This is a genomic window from Flagellimonas algarum (assembly GCF_040513375.1).
GTDB lineage: Bacteria > Bacteroidota > Bacteroidia > Flavobacteriales > Flavobacteriaceae > Flagellimonas_B > Flagellimonas_B algarum.
This window is the reverse complement of record NZ_JBEVTG010000001.1, coordinates 1,365,852-1,385,484: the sequence shown is the minus strand read 5'-3', so window position 1 is coordinate 1,385,484 and position 19,633 is coordinate 1,365,852. Positions and strand designations below refer to the sequence as shown.

Annotated in this window: 19 protein-coding genes; 16 read left to right on the top strand and 3 right to left on the bottom strand. The window is 47.8% G+C overall.

The features are described from left to right. Positions 1 to 3: 3 nt before the first annotated feature. From ABV409_RS06335 to ABV409_RS06325, 3 genes are read right to left on the bottom strand one after another with little or no spacing between them, the layout of a single operon-like run. Positions 4 to 1,017, bottom strand: coding sequence for a glycoside hydrolase family 113 (locus ABV409_RS06335; RefSeq protein WP_353876705.1), 1,014 nt, complete (start codon positions 1,015 to 1,017; stop codon positions 4 to 6). Positions 1,018 to 1,059: 42 nt separating this feature from the next. Beyond that, on the bottom strand, positions 1,060 to 1,947 hold the full coding sequence (locus ABV409_RS06330) for a hypothetical protein (protein WP_353876704.1): 888 nt from the start codon (positions 1,945 to 1,947) through the stop codon (positions 1,060 to 1,062). 23 nt (positions 1,948 to 1,970) lie between these two features. Continuing rightward, positions 1,971 to 2,693: a DUF547 domain-containing protein gene (locus ABV409_RS06325; protein WP_353876703.1), complete on the bottom strand. Its 723-nt coding sequence runs from the start codon at positions 2,691 to 2,693 to the stop codon at positions 1,971 to 1,973. Positions 2,694 to 2,929: 236 nt separating this feature from the next. Between ABV409_RS06325 and ABV409_RS06320 the strand changes: the two genes are divergently transcribed. From ABV409_RS06320 to argH, 16 genes are all read left to right on the top strand, one after another. Continuing rightward, positions 2,930 to 4,282: an NAD(P)/FAD-dependent oxidoreductase gene (locus tag ABV409_RS06320; RefSeq protein ID WP_353876702.1), complete on the top strand. Its 1,353-nt coding sequence runs from the start codon at positions 2,930 to 2,932 to the stop codon at positions 4,280 to 4,282. Continuing rightward, complete coding sequence (locus ABV409_RS06315) at positions 4,279 to 5,883, top strand: 4Fe-4S binding protein (RefSeq protein ID WP_353876701.1); 1,605 nt, start codon at positions 4,279 to 4,281, stop codon at positions 5,881 to 5,883. The genes ABV409_RS06320 and ABV409_RS06315 overlap by 4 nt, the downstream gene beginning before the upstream one ends. A gap of 12 nt (positions 5,884 to 5,895) precedes the next feature. Beyond that, a complete protein-coding gene (locus tag ABV409_RS06310; protein ID WP_353876700.1) occupies positions 5,896 to 6,360 on the top strand; it encodes a toxin-antitoxin system YwqK family antitoxin in 465 nt (154 codons plus the stop codon). Further along, a complete protein-coding gene (locus tag ABV409_RS06305; RefSeq protein ID WP_353876699.1) occupies positions 6,360 to 7,052 on the top strand; it encodes a glycosyltransferase family 2 protein in 693 nt (230 codons plus the stop codon). The genes ABV409_RS06310 and ABV409_RS06305 overlap by 1 nt, the downstream gene beginning before the upstream one ends. A gap of 6 nt (positions 7,053 to 7,058) precedes the next feature. Next, the gene (locus ABV409_RS06300; protein ID WP_353876698.1) at positions 7,059 to 8,543 is read left to right on the top strand and encodes a cellulose synthase family protein; all 1,485 of its coding nucleotides are present in this window, start codon (positions 7,059 to 7,061) and stop codon (positions 8,541 to 8,543) included. 6 nt (positions 8,544 to 8,549) lie between these two features. Further along, the gene (mptB, locus tag ABV409_RS06295; protein WP_353876697.1) at positions 8,550 to 9,902 is read left to right on the top strand and encodes a polyprenol phosphomannose-dependent alpha 1,6 mannosyltransferase MptB; all 1,353 of its coding nucleotides are present in this window, start codon (positions 8,550 to 8,552) and stop codon (positions 9,900 to 9,902) included. A gap of 213 nt (positions 9,903 to 10,115) precedes the next feature. Continuing rightward, on the top strand, positions 10,116 to 10,748 hold the full coding sequence (locus tag ABV409_RS06290) for a GNAT family N-acetyltransferase (protein WP_353876696.1): 633 nt from the start codon (positions 10,116 to 10,118) through the stop codon (positions 10,746 to 10,748). Further along, positions 10,723 to 11,913 carry an argininosuccinate synthase gene (locus ABV409_RS06285; RefSeq protein ID WP_353876695.1) on the top strand — a complete coding sequence of 397 codons (1,191 nt, stop codon included), beginning with the start codon at positions 10,723 to 10,725 and terminating at the stop codon, positions 11,911 to 11,913. Before ABV409_RS06290 ends, ABV409_RS06285 begins: the two co-directional genes overlap by 26 nt. After that, the gene (gene argC / locus ABV409_RS06280; protein ID WP_353876694.1) at positions 11,906 to 12,880 is read left to right on the top strand and encodes an N-acetyl-gamma-glutamyl-phosphate reductase; all 975 of its coding nucleotides are present in this window, start codon (positions 11,906 to 11,908) and stop codon (positions 12,878 to 12,880) included. The genes ABV409_RS06285 and argC overlap by 8 nt, the downstream gene beginning before the upstream one ends. Before the next feature lie 10 nt (positions 12,881 to 12,890). Next, positions 12,891 to 13,688, top strand: a complete 798-nt coding sequence (gene proC, locus ABV409_RS06275) for a pyrroline-5-carboxylate reductase (RefSeq protein WP_353876693.1) — start codon at positions 12,891 to 12,893, stop codon at positions 13,686 to 13,688. Continuing rightward, positions 13,688 to 14,815 (top strand): aspartate aminotransferase family protein, encoded by a 1,128-nt coding sequence (locus ABV409_RS06270; protein ID WP_353876692.1) that lies wholly within the window; start codon positions 13,688 to 13,690, stop codon positions 14,813 to 14,815. The genes proC and ABV409_RS06270 overlap by 1 nt, the downstream gene beginning before the upstream one ends. Further along, positions 14,812 to 15,747, top strand: coding sequence for a Rossmann-fold NAD(P)-binding domain-containing protein (locus ABV409_RS06265; RefSeq protein ID WP_353876691.1), 936 nt, complete (start codon positions 14,812 to 14,814; stop codon positions 15,745 to 15,747). The genes ABV409_RS06270 and ABV409_RS06265 overlap by 4 nt, the downstream gene beginning before the upstream one ends. Before the next feature lie 4 nt (positions 15,748 to 15,751). Continuing rightward, complete coding sequence (argB, locus tag ABV409_RS06260) at positions 15,752 to 16,531, top strand: acetylglutamate kinase (RefSeq protein ID WP_353876690.1); 780 nt, start codon at positions 15,752 to 15,754, stop codon at positions 16,529 to 16,531. After that, positions 16,528 to 17,601, top strand: coding sequence for a M20 family metallo-hydrolase (locus ABV409_RS06255; protein WP_353876689.1), 1,074 nt, complete (start codon positions 16,528 to 16,530; stop codon positions 17,599 to 17,601). The genes argB and ABV409_RS06255 overlap by 4 nt, the downstream gene beginning before the upstream one ends. A 68-nt stretch (positions 17,602 to 17,669) precedes the next feature. Then, positions 17,670 to 18,326 carry an NAD(P)-dependent oxidoreductase gene (locus tag ABV409_RS06250; RefSeq protein ID WP_353876688.1) on the top strand — a complete coding sequence of 219 codons (657 nt, stop codon included), beginning with the start codon at positions 17,670 to 17,672 and terminating at the stop codon, positions 18,324 to 18,326. A gap of 25 nt (positions 18,327 to 18,351) precedes the next feature. Then, positions 18,352 to 19,632, top strand: coding sequence for an argininosuccinate lyase (gene argH, locus ABV409_RS06245; protein ID WP_353876687.1), 1,281 nt, complete (start codon positions 18,352 to 18,354; stop codon positions 19,630 to 19,632). Position 19,633: the final 1 nt, after the last annotated feature.

Below are 19,633 nucleotides of genomic sequence, written 5' to 3'. Positions count from 1 at the left end.
GTCTTATTCGTCAAGCCTATAGTCGGCATAAAAGTCACGAATTACACTTTCAGCAGGTTTATTTTGGGGAGTGAAGCGGTTATTTTCCGATCCACCGACATCTTCGTGATGGATGAACCATTTCCAAACGAATCCACCGGCGAACCAATTTTCCATCCAAAATTCCTCGAACAAGGCCGCAGTGGCCGAAGCTTGGGCCTGCAGATTGACCCGCATTTGGTTCTGATCGACCAGCCAAGGTTTTTTTGCGGTATAGTCCATACTGCGGTATCCGAACTCGGTAAAAAGCACCTTTCGTCCATGCGATTTGGACAATTCCTGAAGCCGCGTTTTCCATTTTTGCCAACCGGCTTTCATTTGGGCCTTGGTAGGGTCTCTAGCTTCGGAAAGCGGGAAATAAGCGTCAACGCCGATATAGTCCAGATCTTTCCAAAAAGGGGTGCGGGTATATTCATCCCAATTGGCCGCGTAGGTCAATTTACCTGAATAGACCGCCCTGATCTTGTTGATGAGTCTTTTCCAAAATTCAGGTCGGGCCGAAACGAAATCCTCCAATTCGGTGCCAATGCAATAAATCTCAGCCTGGGTTTCCTCGGCCAGTTTGGCATAGGCCAAAGCAAAGTCTTCGTAAGTACGCTCGAATTCCTTCCAATCCGATTCCTTTTCCATTTTGATATCGCCCGTGAATTCGCCCCGCCATACCCAAATCTGGGGTTTCAACATGATCTTGATCCCATTCTTTCGAAGCATGGCGATATACTGTTTGCCCCCGGCCCTTGTCTCACCGAACCACTGTCTTTCGGTATCGAAAATGACCGTTGGATCTGAAAGGTTTCGTACAAAACCAAAAGGCATGACCGCCGCGTGCGAAGCATTGACGCGGACCACTGGATCGATATGTTTTTGCAAGGCCTTGTCACGAGAGCCCACGAAACTGACCCCATTGATCTTCGAAATGGTTTGGCTACTGCAGGAAAGCTGCAACAGACATAAAAAGAAAAGTCCCAACCGGTTCATATACCACGATTGGGACTAAAATACTTTTTTTGGCAAAAAAAACTAGAACACGGCCCGTAAACCTATGTTAAATGTTTGGCCCAATCCGGTGTCGTTGCCCCTGACGAAATTGGTATACAGCCCTTCGATGTTCAACGCATCGGTCAACTGATACTTGACCCCTCCGCCCAAAGCGGTGAAGTTCTGACTGAAATCGCTGCCAAGGTCGAGCAATTGGGAATGTTGGACCAAACCGAGCACAGTGAACTTCGAACTCGGAAAATAACTCAAGAACAGTCCGGGTGTCAACCGCAAGCTGTTGTTCGCGAAACTCTTGTCTTGATCCCCGAAATTGAGCTCTGAATTTAGTTCGGAAAATAATTGCCACTTGCCTTGGGCAAAGGAATAATCGTAAAAAAACCGGTTTTGCCAAATGAATCCGTTTTGATCCAAAAAGACCCCATTTTCGACTTCGTTGTCTACCAGGGGAATGAAAAAGGCACTCTGTACTGAAAAGTTATTGACGTTTTTGAAAGGCGTAAACTTGATCGCAGGGGCAAAAGAGGTCAAACCTGAGCGCGCACTACCTTCCTCCCCGTCGAAAGAGAGAAAGTCAAAAAGGCCACGACCCCCAACGGTATTGGAACGGAATTCCAACAGCAGCCCCAAATTGACCCTGCGGTTCTGACCGACCCCAGTGAAAATATCAAGGGTCGAGGTAAAGAAAACGTTCCTAGGGATGTCTCCACTGAAGGTATCCTCGGTTTCGGTGTAGAGGTTGTTGAACCATTTGATATCCCATTGTCCTTTACCGATCAATTTCGATGGGGTCAGGTTTTGGATATTACTCCCAGCCTGGGAGTCGATCGCATCGTCTTGATCTTGGGCGATCACATTCGTCATGGCCAAAAGCAATGCTGCCATGGCCACATGGTATTTCTTGATTTTCATAAACATTTTTTTAGGGAGTTGTTCTATTTGGTTTCGTTCAAACGCCAGTCGTAGGCATAATACCCGACTTTCGCTTTGGCATCGATTTTTTCGTTTCGATAGGCATTGATAAAGTCAAGCTCGCTTTTTCCGTTTTGGGTAAAATCACCTTTATACCATTCGAATAGCTGACTTATCTGTACTTTTTTCCCTTTGACCCTAATGAAATTGGGGTCGTTCAGGGCCGATACGGTCTGCTGCTGCAATTGATCTTCCAACCGATCCGGGGTATAGGCGTGTGATACTATAGGTGGGCATCCCAACCCGGCACATACCAACACAAAGTGAAACCTCGCCTCGGTCGGGAAATTCGCCCGAAGCAATTTATTTTCGATATCGTTCAAGGTAATTTCCTTGCCCGCGAGCGAATAGGTCTGTTTGTCGAAAAACCCGGCTTTGTCAAGAGGTGACTTGATCGGGTAATTCGAAACGATACCCTTGATCACCGCTAGGTTGTAGGCATTGATCCAGAACGCTTGGTAGTCTGCGGCATGCGTTTTGTCAACCTGAATATCCTTGGCAAGGGCCAAGACCGCATCGAGGGCGGTGGCATCATTATGCAGACGTTGGTAGGCGACTTTACCGTCGGTTACGTAAGCTTGCATAAAAGCGTCCGTTTTGGAGAAAAACTCCCCCAAACCTTGCGCTCCCAAACTATAGGAAAACAAGCAAATCAACGCTGCGAAAAGGCTAGTCTTAGTATTCATTTTTCAATTTGTTTAGCAGTTGTAATCGCTCCCTGAGTCGGGGCTTGTACGTACAACCTACAAGGATGTGGCCGATTTATGAATATTTTAAGATTTTGCAAATCAGCCGGTTAGGAGGACGGAAGGGGATGGGTTTCCTTACAGTGCGGTATAAATTTAAATTCTTTCTAAATAATGCATGTTTGTTAAGTTCCTATATTTAGGTTCGACACACTTCCCACAACCAACTCATTCACATGGAAACAATCGTTATCATAGGAAATGGCATTGCAGGGGTTTCCGCGGCGCGACATATCCGCAAACACTCTGATAAGCGGATCATCATCGTTTCTGCCGAGACCGACTACTTTTTCTCAAGAACGGCACTGATGTACGTGTACATGGGCCATATGAAATTCGAACACATCCAACCCTATGAAGATTGGTTCTGGAGCAAAAACCGCATCGAACTGGTGCGTGCTTATGTCTCTCAAGTGGATACTGAAAAAAAGCAATTACTCCTTGATGGTTCCCGAGCCTTGAATTATGACAAATTGATCATCGCTACGGGATCCAAACCGAATAAATTCGGCTGGCCAGGGCAAGATCTGCATGGGGTACAAGGTTTGTATTCCAAACAAGATCTAGACCTACTCGAAGTCAATGCCCCGAATAAGGACCGCTGCAAAAGGGCGGTCATCGTCGGTGGTGGCCTCATCGGAATCGAGCTTGCCGAGATGCTACGAAGCCGTGATATCCCGGTTACGTTTCTGGTTCGCGAAAACAGTTTCTGGAACGGGGTGCTTCCATCCGGAGAATCCCAATTGATCAACGAGCATATCGAAGAGCACCATATCGATCTAAAATTGGCCACCAATCTCGTTGAGATCCTTCCCGATGAACAAGGAAAGGTGAAGGCCGTGACAACCGATAAAGGGGAAACCATCGCCTGTGACATGGTGGGATTGACCGCAGGGGTGAGTCCGAATGTCGACTTTTTGAAATCGAGTCCCATTGAACTGGGCAGGGGAGTCAAGGTCAACCGTTACCTCGAGACCAATATCCCTGATGTGTATGCCATCGGTGATTGTGCCGAGCAGCATGAACCCATTGGCAACCGAAGGCCGATCGAAGCCGTTTGGTATACGGGTAGGATGATGGGTGAAACCGTGGCCCAGACCATCTGTGGCAACCGTATCGAATACAAACCCGGACATTGGTTCAACTCGGCCAAGTTCCTGGATATCGAATACCAAACCTACGGTTGGGTGTTCAGCGAACGGGGCATGAAAGAGAATGAGACCCATTTCCATTGGAGGCATCCTTCCGAAAAAATATGTTTGACAGTGGCCTTTGATGGGTCGAACCAAAAGTTTTTGGGCATCAACACCTTCGGAATCCGCATGCGTCATGAAATTTTCGATCGCTGGCTCAGTGAAGAACGCGGTGTCGATTTCGTCATGGAGCATTTGGCCGATGCCAATTTCGATCCGGAATTTTACAAACACCACGAATCGGAAATCGTTTCGAAATACAATAGCGATTTCAACAAATCCATAGCCTTGAAAAAGAAAAGCATTCAACGAATTTTCCAACGCATCCAACCATGAGCACTTACGATAGAAGTATGGCCCTCACCGGGCAACCGCCAACGAGCTTGAGCAGAAACCAAAAAATCGCCACCTTGATCGGTATGACCGGCATGGCGATCATTGTTCTTGCCGCTTTCAATGTCGATTTTCCCAATAAGGGATTTTGGCTCAGCCTTTCGCTGTCGGCCATTGCGCTGGGTACCGTTTGGTTCGCCTGGGACGCCTACAGCAACAAAGCCCCTGGCATCAAAAACGATGGGGTTTGGTTCAAATCGATTTCCAGCAAAGGCTTCTGGGGGTGGATTGCCGGAATCGCTTTAACCGGCTTCTACATCATCCTATATTTTTATCCCGAATATTTGGGTTTGGTCAAAGACGGGAACAACAAAGGGGTCATCGGACTTTTCGATCCATTGAGTAGGGCCCTGAGCGGAAACCCTGCCAGCCAATGGTTCGTTTACGGCACCTTGTATACCGTGGCGATATTGGCCTTCGGCATCAAATTCCTTTGGAAATACAGACACAATCGTTACGAACGCATTCGAACGTTCAGTGTGATATTCTTTCAAACCGCCTTTGCGTTCATCATCCCTGAATTGATGGCACGCCTGAACGGGAGTTCTTTGTTAAACGGGGGCAGTCTTCCCTACTATGACCTCAAGAACATGTGGCCCTTGAACTATTACAATTTCGAGGGGTATCGGATCAAAGGCTTTTTAAGTTCGGGTGATATCGGGTTCTCCATGCTCATTTTCGGGGTGGTGACCATATTCGTGATCAGCCCCATCCTCACCTACCGTTTCGGAAAGCGTTGGTATTGTTCGTGGGTCTGTGGTTGTGGCGGCTTGGCTGAAACCGCTGGAGACGCCTTTCGCCAATTAAGCGACAAAAGTGTCAAGGCTTGGCGGGTCGAACGCTGGGTCGTACATAGCGTTGTCGTTTTTGTCACCTTGATGACCACCGCTGTCATTTATTCGTATTTGGGAACCGACACCAGCAAATACTGGCTGACCAAAAGCACCTTTTTGATCGGTGTGGCCGTATTGTTGACGGCCGTATTTGCTTGGGTGATGCTGTTCAAAAGGGAACAACTACAAAAAGATGCCCGATATGGGGCCGTCGGCTACTTCACCATCATCATGGTCTTAATCGGTATCCATTTTTTCAGTGGTGAAGGCAATGTGTTTCTTTTCAAATCGGAAACCCTACGAAAATCCTACTCCTTTTTGATTGGAAGTATTTTCTCCGGTGTAATCGGAACAGGCTTCTACCCCATTTTTGGCAATCGCGTATGGTGTCGTTTCGGATGTCCTATGGCAGCTATTTTGGGCTTTCAACAGCGGCTGTTCTCAAGGTTCAGGATTACGACCAACGGCGGGCAATGCATCTCTTGTGGCAATTGCTCGACCTATTGCGAGATGGGGATCGACGTCAGGGCCTATGCCCAAAAAGGAGAGAACATCGTACGTTCAAGTTGCGTGGGTTGTGGTATCTGCTCGGCAGTTTGTCCGCGGGGGGTACTGAAATTGGAAAACGGTCCGTTGCAAGGCCGTATCGACAGCAACCAAGTACTCTTGGGCAATGATGTCGATTTGATGCAATTGGTCAACCAAAAATAATCCGTTGAAACATTGAAATCCCTTGCCCCGATACTCGTATTGCTTAGTCTGGTCTTTACCATGTACCACAAGGAATACCATGACAATGGAAATTTGAAGGCTGAAGGTTGGAAGTACAAGGGCGTGAAGGAAAAGTATTGGAAGTACTATTGGCCCAACGGGCAGCTTATGGCCAAAGGCTCCTACAGAAAAGACCAAAAAGAAGGCTATTGGTACGTTTACAATGAAGCGGGCAAACTCGAGATGGAAGGGCATTTCGCCATGGGTGAGAAAGTCAAATGGTGGTTGTTTTACGATGAGAACGGAAAGATCAATCACAAATGCCAACTCCAAGACGGGATTAAAAACGGTTACTGTCTCAAATATGTCGACGAGGAGTTGATCTCGGCGGAGCGCTTCGAAAATGGCAAAAAAGTCAAAGAATGGTTTAGCTTTGCCAGCTTTAAGAAAGAGAACAAACTGTCTGATCTCAAGTAATGGCCGACATCAAAGTTATCATTCCAGCATTCAATGAAGGAGACTCCATTGGTAACGTGATCAGGGAACTACCGAGTACGGTTTCGGAAGTGATTGTGGTCAATAACGGATCGACCGACGATACAGCGAAAAACGCGGCCGCAGCTGGGGCCACAGTGCTTCTTGAAGAACGCAAGGGCTATGGTTTCGCATGCCTGAAAGGACTTGATTATGTCGCCCAACAATCCAAATCGCCCGAAATCATCGTATTTATTGATGGTGACTATTCCGATTATCCGGAAGAACTGGATCAAATCGTAGCACCCATTTTGAACGAGGACATCGATTTCGTCGTTGGTGCCCGAAAAAAAGCATTGCGTGAACCGGGTTCGATGACCCCGCAGCAAGTTTTCGGCAACCAATTGGCCACTTTTTTGATGCGGCTGTTTTTTAGGGCCACTTTTACGGATTTAGGACCATTTAGGGCCATTAAATACGAAAAACTCAAAGAATTGGCGATGGAAGACAAGACCTATGGATGGACCGTCGAAATGCAGCTTAAAGTTTTGCGGAAAAAAATGGCATATACCGAAGTACCAGTGCGTTACAAAAGAAGAATTGGTGTCTCTAAAGTGTCTGGTACGGTAAAAGGTACTATATTTGCAGGCGTGAAAATTTTAGGTTGGATCTTTAAATACAGCTTAAAAAAATAACTAACCATGGGACTGACTATATCTTGGATCATCATCGTTGTTTACAGCATCGCTTTGATACTCATCTTTATGTACAGCTTGGCGCAGTTGAACCTCTTGGTCAACTACCTCACCAACAAAAGAAAAAACCAAGAAGCTCCCAAGTTCAATTTACTCGACCCGAAAGAAATACCGCATGTGACCATCCAGCTTCCTATCTATAATGAGGAGTACGTGATGGAACGGTTGTTGGAGAACATCTCCAAAATAGAATACCCAAAAAGCAAACTCGAAATCCAGGTGTTGGATGATTCCACCGATGATTCCGTTGTCGAGACCGCACAACGCATCGAAGAACTCCAAGCCACCGGATTGGACATCCAACATATCCGACGTGAGAACCGTCAAGGTTTCAAGGCCGGCGCCCTCAAAGAAGGCTTGGCCATCGCCAAAGGGGAGTTCGTCGCCATCTTTGATGCCGATTTCCTTCCGGAGAGCGATTGGTTGAAAAAGACCGTACCTTATTTCAAGGATGGTGAAATCGGGGTGGTACAGACCCGTTGGGGCCATATCAACCGCGATTACTCGACCTTGACGCGCATCCAGGCATTCGCCCTTGATGCACACTTTACCTTGGAACAGGTTGGCAGGAATTCACGGGGGCATTTTATCAATTTCAACGGTACGGCAGGCATATGGCGCAAGCAATGCATTATCGATGCCGGAAACTGGGAAGGTGATACGCTCACCGAAGATCTTGACTTAAGTTATAGGGCCCAGTTGAAGAATTGGAAATTCAAATACCTCGAAGATGTGGAGACTCCCGCCGAACTTCCGGTAGTGATGAGTGCCGCACGTTCACAACAGTTTCGTTGGAACAAGGGTGGTGCCGAAAACTTCAGAAAAACGGTTTGGAGCGTGATCACTGCGAAGAACATCGATTTCAAGACCAAATTCCATGGGGTAATGCACCTTTTGAACAGTTCCATGTTCCTCTGCGTATTCATGGTAGCCGTCTTGAGTATTCCGATGTTGTACATCAAAAACACCTTCGGGCATTTGGCGTGGGTGTTCGAGGTCACCAGCTTCTTCATCGTTAGTACCATCATCCTGTTCTTCTGCTATTGGTATACGTTTAAGAGCATCCAAGGAAGCGGATTCGATAAGTTCGTCGATTATATCAAACTGTTCTTTACGTTCTTCTCAGTGGCACTTGGGCTTTCATTCCACAACACCATCGCCGTTCTCGAAGGGCATTTGGGCAAGCGAAGTGAATTCGTTCGTACCCCGAAATTCAACATCAACAGTTTGACGGATAGTTGGAAAGGCAACAAGTACATCACTAAAAAGCTATCACCGAACATGATCGTTGAGTTCGCCTTCATGTTGTACTTCCTCTTCGGCATGTACAGTGCGGTACCTTTAAATGATTTTGGATTGTTCCCGTTTCATTTGATGTTGTTCTTGGGCTTCGGTTTCGTCTTCTTTAAATCTTTGGTCGCCAAGGCGTAATTCAAGATGTTCGCATACTGGAAACTGCACAGAATCCCCATCCTCTTGGTATTGGGGAGTTTGATGTTCTATGGGGTTTTCGCCTATGATTTACAGCGTGAGGACTTCCCAAAACTGATTTCGCTCTACGGCGCCCTCTTTTTCCTCTATATCAAACTGGTCCGGTTACAGGCTTGGAATTTCAAATTCCTGTTGGTTGCTGGGGTACTGCTTCGACTGGTCTTTCTCTGGGCCGAACCCAACCTTTCACAAGATTTTTACCGGTTTCTATGGGATGGTGAACTCATCGCCCAAGGCATGAACCCCTATTCGTTTACGCCCGATGAATTGTTGGCCGATCCGAATTTCAGCCTACCCAACGCGAATGAACTCCATGAAGGCATGGGTACCTTGAGTGCACGGCACTATAGCAACTACCCTCCGATGAACCAACTGCTCTTTGCCTTGAGCGCTTTCTTGGGCATGGGTTCTACCCTGGCGGGAGTGGTATGGATGCGCATCTTCATCATTTTGGCGGATCTTGGCATCGTATTGTTCGGGAAGAAATTGCTAGCCCATCTTGAAATGGACAAAGGGATGGTTTTTTGGTACTTCCTCAACCCCCTAGTGGTCATTGAGTTGACGGGCAATCTCCATTTTGAAGGGGTAATGCTATTTTTCTTTGTTTGGGCCATGTATCTCGTCGTTAAAGGAAAACTTTGGTTTGCCGGGCCCGTATATGCGGCCTCCATCTTTTTGAAACTGGTACCGATCTTGTTCTTACCGCTCTTTCTCCCCTATCTCGGATTTAAGAAAAGCGTGGCGTTTTACACCATGGTAGGTATTGGTGGTTTGGTGATGGTGCTTCCTTTCTATAGTCCTAGCCTGGCCGAGCACTATGGGCAGACCATAGGACTGTGGTTTTCCAATTTCGAATTCAACGCGGGTATTTACAATCTGGTCAAAAAAATTGGCATGATACGCTATGAGGTCAAACCTTGGGTATTGATCAAAGAATATGGTTTTTTACTCAAACTTTACATCCCTTTGGTCGTGGCCTTGCTCACGTTTTTCAAACCCCACCGTGACCTAAAAGCGATTTTCGGATCGATGTTCCTCATTTTAGGGCTTTATTATGCCCTTTCCTCAACCGTTCACCCGTGGTATTTGGTGTTCTTGTTGTTTTTGGGTCTGTTCACCAAATATCGGGTCGTTATGGTGTGGACAGCCACCGTAATGTTGAGCTATTACGCCTATTCGCAAACTGATTTCAAGGAAAACCTCTGGTTATTGGGGCTTGAATATCTTGCTGTATTTGGGTATTTGGGTTATGAAATCCACAAAAATCATAACAATTTAGGCCTGATTCGTAAAAAGTAAGGGGAAACCGCGGCCCGTTTTCAGAAATTTGTACATTTACCCTATATGAACGGACACACTTACATATTTTCTGTTTTGGGCACTCCTGCCCCTGTACGTCCGTTTGTCGTGCGCCGTCGCCCGTAAGGGTGCGCGCTAACTATGGGGATTAGGTGAGTCCATTCCCCCTTCCAAAGAGAGTTTCCAACGTTTTTTCCATTTTAAGCCATAGCAATGCAAATACTTGTTGCTAACGAATCACATTATAAGTACGCTCAGGTCATCAGTGATACCATCACCGATTCGGCCAAGGTCAGGGGTACCGGTATCGCACAACGTACGCCGGAGTATATCGTACAACGTTTACAGAACGGCAATGCCATCATCGCACTTGATGGTGACAAATTCGCCGGCTTTTGTTACATCGAGGTCTGGGGTCAAAAGGACTTCGTTGCCAATTCAGGCCTTATTGTGCACCCAGACTACCGAGGTTTGGGTTTGGCCAAGCAGATCAAGAAACGGATTTTCGAACTGTCTCGAGAAAAATTCCCGGATGCTAAAATATTTGGGATCACTACAGGTTTGGCCGTCATGAAGATGAATTACGGCCTCGGCTATCGGCCCGTGACCTTTTCCGAATTGACGGACGATCCCGATTTTTGGAAAGGCTGCCAGACCTGCAAAAACTTCGACATCCTCACCCGGACGGAACGAAAAATGTGCCTTTGTACCGGAATGCTTTATGATCCCGCTACCGAAGAGCAACCTAAGAAACTCAATAACAAGGCCTTCAAACGCCTGAAAAGCATTAAAGAACAATTATTCTTAAAGAAAAAAACCAATGAAAAAACTGGTTCTAGCCTATAGTGGTGGACTTGACACCTCCTATTGCGCCAAATACCTTTCGCAAGAGAAAGGCTACGAGGTACACGCGGTCAGCGTGAATACGGGCGGATTCTCCGCTGTGGAAATCGAAGCCATCAAAGAAAAAGCGTTGGCCTTAGGGGCCAGCAGCTATACCTCTTTGGATGCCGTACAATCCTTTTATGACAAAGTAGTCAAATACCTCATCTTCGGTAATGTGCTCCGAAATAACAGCTACCCCCTTTCGGTCAGCGCCGAACGGATTGTGCAGGCGGTAGAAATCGTGACCCATGCCAAAAAAATCGGAGCCCAGTACATTGCCCACGGAAGCACCGGGGCCGGTAACGATCAAGTGCGGTTCGATATGATCTTCCAGACCTTGGCCCCGGAAATCGAGATCATCACCCCGATCCGTGACCATAAACTCTCACGCGAAGCGGAAATAGCGTACCTCCAAGCCGAGGGTATCGACTACCCTTGGGAAAAAGCGAAGTACTCGATCAACCGGGGGTTATGGGGTACTTCGGTAGGCGGAGACGAGACGCTGACTTCCCACCTTCCGCTTCCCGAATCGGCTTACCCCAGTCAGCTTGAAAACAAACTGCCCAAAGAAGTCAAGTTGACCTTCGAAAAAGGGGAGTTGGTTGCATTAGACGGTATCGCCGACAAGGCGGTGACCAACATTGAAAACCTACAAGCCATAGCCTCTAAATACGCTATTGGAAGGGATATCCATGTTGGGGACACCATCATTGGTATCAAAGGACGCGTCGGTTTCGAAGCGGCGGCACCTTTGATCATCTTAAAAGCGCACCATCTTTTGGAAAAACACACGCTGAGCAAATGGCAGCAATACCAAAAAGAACAATTGGCGAACTTTTATGGGATGCTCCTGCATGAGGGGAACTATCTCGATGAGGTGATGCGGAATATCGAGGCTTTTTTGTCGGATACCCAACGGAACGTGAGCGGTGATGTTTTCGTGACCTTGCATCCTTACCGATTCGATCTCAACGGTATCGCCTCTCCCCACGATTTGATGAACGCTTCGTTCGGCAGTTACGGGGAGATGAACAAAGGATGGTCTGCCGATGATGCCAAGGGCTTCATCAAGATCTTATCCAACTCTGGGAAAATCGCGAACCATGTAAACCAAGACCATGATTAAAGCAGGCATCATCGGGGGATCAGGGTATACTGGGGGCGAACTTATCCGGTTGTTGCTTCAGCATCCGGCGCTCACCATCGATTTCGTATTTAGTACCACCAAGGCCGGAAAACCCCTAACCAGTGCACACCCAGATCTATTGGGTCAGACGGTATTGGAATTTTCAGATACGGTCAATACTTCCGTAGACGTGGTTTTCTTGTGTTTGGGCCATGGTAATTCGACCAAATTCCTAAATGAGCACGCGTTTTCCACATCCACAAAAATCATCGACCTGAGCAACGATTTTAGATTGGCAGGTGATGCGACATGGAAAGACCGTGAATTCGTATACGGCTTGCCCGAATTGAACCGGAACCGAATCGAAAGTGCAGACACCATTGCCAATCCCGGTTGTTTTGCAACGGCCATCGAATTGGCCTTGTTACCCTTGGCCGAGGCGGGACTGCTACAAAATGAAGTACACGTCAACGCCACGACGGGCAGCACCGGTGCGGGTATTAGTCCGAGTGCAACGGGGCATTTTAGTTGGCGCAACAACAACATCAGCTGGTATAAGCCCTTTACCCATCAACATTTAGGGGAAATCGGGGAAAGTTTGGGGTCTTTTGGCAACCCCATAGGGAAACTCCGGTTCCTTCCGAATCGAGGCAATTTTACCCGGGGTATTTTAGCAACGGCCTATACCCATTTTAATGGCAGCATCGAAACGGTGCGCGACCTCTACAGAACGTTTTATGGCCAAGCCGCGTTCACCCATGTGAGTGAAGAACCCATTCACCTGAAGCAAGTGGTCAATACCAACCAGTGCCATATTCATATCCACCAACATGAAGAACTGCTCTTGGTCACCTCGGCCATCGATAACCTTCTAAAAGGGGCTTCGGGACAGGCCGTACAGAACATGAATTTGATTTTCGGCCTTGAGGAAACCTTGGGCCTTCAACTAAAAGCAGGCGTTTTTTAAAAAAGAACTTATGAAAGTAGCCATCATCGGAGCGGGAAATCTGGGCCTTAGTATTGCTAAAGGAATATTGCATAGCAATGGGGCGACCAGCATGTACCTGACCAAACGGAATACGAAACAAATCGCCCATTTTGAAAAATACGGCAATGTCACGGTTACCGCCGATAACAGAGTGGCCGTTTCGGAATCGGACATTTTGATATTCGCGGTGCAACCGGGTCATTTTGAGGCCATTTTGTATGATATCAAAGACCTATTGACCGAAAAACATGTGGTCATCAGTACGATTACCGGTTTTAGCATCGCCAAAATCGAGGCGATCATCGGGGCCGATAATTATATCATCAGAAGCATGCCGAACACTGCGATCTCGGTCGGTAAGAGCATGACCTGTATCTGCGCGAACGTTCTAGGATCCAAGCGCATTGATCTGGCCAAGGCTATTTTCAACCGAATGGGGCATTCGCTTGAAATACCGGAAGAGCAGATGCAGGCCGCCACGGTCATCTGTGCCAGTGGCGTAGCTTTTTGGATGCGCCTCATCCGTGCTACGACCCAAGGCGCCATCCAACTCGGTTTCGATGCCAAAGAAGCCCAAGAATTGGCCATGCACACCTGCAATGGTGCGGCAAGCCTTTTGATCGAATCAGGGAGCCATCCCGAAGAGGAAATCGATCGTGTGACTACACCGAAGGGGTGTACCATTGAAGGCTTGAACGAAATGGAGCACCAAGGGTTGAGCTCTTCCCTTATTCAAGGTATCGTGACCTCTTTCAAAAAAATCAACGACATCAAAAAAGACGCCTGATGAAACTCTTCGATGTATATCCACTTTACGATGTTACCCCGGTCACCGCAAAAGGGATGACCGTCACCGATGACCAGGGCAATGACTACCTCGATTTTTATGGTGGGCATGCCGTGATCTCGATCGGACATGGGCATCCGCATTACGTAAAACGACTCAAAGACCAATTGGACCGGATCGGTTTCTACAGCAACTCGGTACAAAATCCTTTACAGCGACAATTGGGTGAAGTCCTCGGTGCGGCTTCCGGATGCGAAGACTACCAACTGTTTTTATGCAATTCTGGGGCCGAGGCGAATGAAAATGCCTTAAAACTGGCTTCCTTCCATACTGGCAAGGCCAAGGTTATCGCCTTTCATAACAGCTTTCACGGGCGTACGTCGGCAGCGGTTGCGACTACCGACAATCCGAAAATCAATGCTCCCTTGAACCAACAACAACAAGTAGATTTCTTGCCATTGAACGATTTTGCCGCATTTGAACGATGTATTGCGAAAAACGAACATTGTGCGGTCATTCTCGAAGCCATTCAAGGGGTCGGCGGTTTGGACGAACCCACCACGGAATTTTATACCTATGTTGCCGAACAGTGCCAGCGACATCAAGTGGTCTTGATCGCTGATGAAGTACAATCGGGCTTTGGAAGAAGCGGTCGTTTTTTCGCGTTTCAACATCATGGGGTCGTGCCGGGCATCATTTCGATAGCCAAGGGTATGGGCAACGGCTTTCCGGTCGGGGGAGTCCTCATACATAATTCCTTCAAGGCCTCTTACGGGCTCTTGGGCACCACTTTCGGAGGCAATCATTTGGCTTGCTCCGCGACCCTAGCCGTTCTCGAGGTAATTCAAGAAGAGGGGCTGGTTGCACAGGCCGCCAAGATGGGCACTTATTTTATAGCGAAAGCCCAAGAAATACCGGAAGTGTCCAAAGTCAAAGGACGCGGCTTGATGCTGGGATTGGAATTCGATTTCGAGGTGGCCGGGCTGCGAAAGGCGCTCATTCATAAACAACGGATGTTCACCGGTGGGTCGGCGAATAAAAAATTACTACGGTTCTTACCTGCCTTGAACATCACCGAAACCGAAATCGATACCTTTTTCAATGGACTGAAAAATACCTTATCATGAAACACTACCTTGCGATTTCCGATTTGGGTGACTTGAAACAGGCTGTTTCAGAAGCGATCGCCCTAAAAAAAGACCCTATGGCCCATCAGGCATTAGGAAGCGGGAAAACCATCTGTCTCTTGTTTTTCAACAACAGCCTCCGAACACGTTTAAGCACCCAAAAAGCGTCCCAGCAATTGGGACTGCATGTAATGATCATGAATTTTGGAAGCGAAGGTTGGCAACTGGAATATGAAGACGGAACCATCATGGACGGTGGTAAGGCCGAACACATCAAAGAAGCCGCACAGGTGGTCTCACAATACGCCGATATCATCGCCATACGAGCCTTCGCCGGTTTGGTCGACAAAGCAACCGATGAGGCAGAAATGGTATTGAATGGATTTAAAGCCCATGCCGAGGTACCGATCGTAAATATGGAAAGTTCGATAGCCCACCCCCTACAGGCCTTGGCCGATGCCATAACCATGGCCGAACACCAACAAACCACCCGTCCGAAAGTGGTCCTCTCCTGGGCCCCGCACCCAAGGGCATTGCCCCATGCCGTGGCGAATTCCTTTGTCACCATGATGCAATCACAACAGGCGGAATTCGTAATCACCCACCCAAAAGGATATGAGTTGGATCCAAAAATCACAAAAGGGTGCAAAATCGTTTACGAGCAGGAAAAAGCGCTGGAAAATGCGAATTTTGTCTACGTCAAAAATTGGAGCTCGTACACTGACTATGGAAAGGTGCTGTCACAAGACCCAAGGTGGATGATGACCCCAAAAAAACTGGGAGGGGCGCAATTCATGCACTGTCTGCCTGTGCGACGTAACGTTGTCGTCGAAGATGCGGTGTTGGACGGGCCTCAAAGCTTGGTCATTGAACAAGCCAACAATAGGACCTATGCGGCACAATACGTTTTGAAAAGGTTATTGGAACACTGACACGATGAAACCACGACTCAACATCTTAAAAATCGGGGGTAACCTTATCGAAAACGAAGGGCAGCTCATGCCATTTCTGAAAGGGATAGCCGCACTTCATGGGCCCAAGATCATCGTTCATGGCGGGGGTAAAAAGGCTTCCTCCGTTTTGGAACAATTGGACATCACCCCGGTAATGACCCAAGGAAGAAGGGTGACCGATGCCGCCACCTTGGAGGTGGTCACCATGGTTTACGGCGGATTGGTCAATAAAAACCTAGTCGCCAAACTACAGGCGTTGGGGGTCAATGCCTTGGGAATGAGCGGTGCCGATGCCAACAGTATTATGGCTCACAAACGGCCGGTGAAGGAGGTGGATTACGGTTTCGCAGGTGATGTAGACAGGGTCAACGCCCCGATGCTCAACACCATATTGACAGCTGGACTCACTCCGGTGTTCTGTGCCTTGACCCATGACGGTCAAGGCCAATTGCTCAACACCAATGCCGATACCATCGCTGCCGAACTCGCCATCGGCCTTAGTGAATACTTCGATGTGGTATTGAACTACTGTTTTGAATTGAACGGGGTGTTACGCACCATGGACGATCCCGATTCGGTCATACCGAAAATCGATTCGGATTCTTATGAAAGCCTGAAAGCAGCAGGTATCTTTGCCGATGGGATGTTACCCAAGCTCCATAACTGTTTCCAAGCCTTGCAGCGGGGGGTCTCGGAAGTGCGGATCGGAAACCTGGGCCTTTTTAAAAACGAACATACTAGTTATACAAGTCTCGTACTATGACAACGGATAGAAAACACTTGGCCGAAGCGGCCTTGCAATTATTACAGCAGCTGATCGCGATACCTTCCTTTTCTGAGGAAGAAGACGAAACAGCGGCGGCCATCGATGCCTGGTTAAAGGGGTATGGCGTGGTTACCAAAAGGCAATACAATAACATTTATGCCTTCAACAAGTATTATGATGAGAACAAACCGAACCTCTTGTTGAACTCCCATCACGATACCGTCAAGCCGAATTCGGGGTATACCAAAGACCCGTTCCATCCCCATATCGAAGATGGGAAGCTGTATGGTTTGGGCAGTAACGATGCCGGAGGGGCCCTATGTTCCTTATTGGCCACTTTCGTCCATTTTTACGACCGGGACGACCTGAACTACAACATCATCATGAGTGCCACGGCCGAAGAAGAAGACGCCGGTGACAAAAGCATATCGGCCTTGTTGCCCATCCTACCCGAAATCGATGTGGCCATCGTCGGCGAACCGACGCAAATGCAATTGGCCATTGCCGAAAAAGGATTGGTCGTGTTTGAAGGAAAGGTATCGGGTACTCCGTCACATGCCGCCCATCCCAACGACAACAATTCCATTTACAACACCATTGAGGTCTTGGAATGGTTCAAGAATTATCGTTTTGAAAAAGTATCCGAAGTATTGGGACCAGTGAAGATGACCGTAACCCAAATCAGTGCCGGCAGTCAACACAATGTAGTACCGGCCCATGTCGATTTGGTTATCGATACCCGGGTGAACGATTGCTATTCGAATGAAGAGATCAATGCGATCTTACAAGAAGAGGCCCCCTGCGAATTACGACCTCGTTCACTCAACTTAGGCAGTTCTTCTATTGCCAAAGAACATCCTTTGGTGCAATCGGGAATCGCCCTAGGTAGGGAAACCTACGGATCGCCCACCCTATCGGACCAAGCGGAATTGAGTTGTCAATCATTAAAGATGGGACCGGGTCATAGTCCGAGATCACATTCGGCCGATGAGTTCATTTTCATTGACGAAGTGAAAGAGGCCGTTGGCATTTATATCGATCTGCTTGAACCGTTTTTGACCCGTTGAGTTTATGGGAGCTATCAACCAAATGAATTGGGGCTATTGAAATACCTCAGCGAACAACACCTTTATCAATGATGAAAATTGCGGTTTTAGGCGGTACGGGGAGAACGGGTAAACTGGTGGTTGATATCGCCCTCGAAAAAGGGCACGAAGTCAACTGTTTGGTGCGCGACCGATCCCAACTTGTTCCGACAAAAGGATTGACGCTTATCGAAGGTGTTCCCAACGATAGCAGCGCCTTGGAAAAACTGATGAAAGGTTGTAGCGCCCTGATCAACATCTTGAATGTATCGCGTACCAATGATTTCCCTTGGGCTCCCTTACGGGCGCCTGAAAACCTGATATCCGATGCGATGGATAAAGTGATTCATATCGCAAGTGATTCGGGGCCCGAACGTATCATTAGTTGTTCGGCCTGGGGTGTTCATGAAACCAAAAAAGACCTTCCTTTTTGGTTTCGCTTGTTGATCGATAAGAGCAACATCGGGCCGGCCTACGCCGACCATGAACGGCAAGAGACGATCCTCGAGAACTCAACCGCAGCCTGGACGATCGTACGCCCCGTAGGACTGACCAATAGCCCCGCACTGCAATTGGTGCAAGAGTCCTTTGCCAACACGCCAAAACCGCAACTGACCATAAGCAGGGCCACTCTAGCGAAGTACTTGGTAGGCTGTATCGAAAACGAGGCATTGATCCACAAAAAAGTGGTGATTTCAAAAACATGACAACCGCATCAATAAACAAACGAACATGAAACTCTGGGATAAAGGATTTAGCACGGATAAAAAAATCGATCATTTTACGGTCGGCAATGACCGTCAACTCGATCTCGTACTCGCAAAATACGATGTCATTGCATCAAAAGCACATGCCCAAATGCTTGGAGCCGTCGGCCTGATCGACTCCCATGAAGCCGCAGCACTGGTCAAGGAATTGGATCTGATCGCCAAAAGCATTGAGAAAGGCGAATTTACCATCGAGGCCGATTTTGAGGACATGCATTCCAAAATCGAATACCTATTGACCAAAAAGTTAGGGGATGCCGGCAAGAAGATCCATACCGCCAGATCCCGCAATGATCAGGTTTTGGTGGCCATGCAACTTTATTTAAAAGCCGAACTAAGCGAGATCGGCGACTCGGTTCATACCCTCTTCGGCTTGTTGTTGAAACTGGCTAAAAAACACCAAAAAGTGTTGTTGCCGGGCTATACCCATTTACAGATCGCCATGCCTTCTTCTTTCGGGCTGTGGTTTTCGGCCTATGCCGAAAGTCTGATCGATGATCTATACCTGCTCAAGGCCGCGCAAAAAATAACGGACCAAAACCCCTTGGGAAGTGCCGCGGGTTATGGCTCCTCATTTCCGATCGATCGAAAGATGACCACCGAAGCCATGGGTTTCGGGACCTTGAAATACAATGTGGTAGCGGCCCAAATGGGTAGGGGGAAAGTTGAAAAGTCTGCTGCTTTCGGTCTGTCGAGCATTGCTGCAACCCTATCGAAAATGGCCATGGACATCACCCTTTACATGAGTCAAAATTTCGATTTTATTTCGTTCCCCAACGAGCTGACCACCGGTAGTAGTATCATGCCGCACAAAAAGAATCCTGACGTTTTTGAGCTCATCCGTGCGAAATGCAACAAGATCCAGGCCCTACCCAATGAACTGGCCTTGTTGACCAACAACCTGCCAAGTGGGTACCACCGTGACCTGCAAATGGTCAAGGAAGGCATCATCGTCGCCGTTCAGGATATCAAGGCCTGCCTTGAAATGTTGGTGTTCAGTTTAAAGGAAATCAAAGTGAACCCTGAGATCCTAAAAGACCCGAAGTACGATTATTTGTTCAGTGTGGATACCTTGAACGAAATGGTGAAGAACGGCATGCCCTTTAGGGATGCCTATAAGACCATGGGCAAAGCCATAGAGAACGGGAATTTCCGTCCGAAAAAAGACAGCCAACACACCCATGAAGGAAGTATCGGGAATTTGTGTTTGGAGGAAATCAAGGCCAAAATGGCACAGCTTTCCTAAT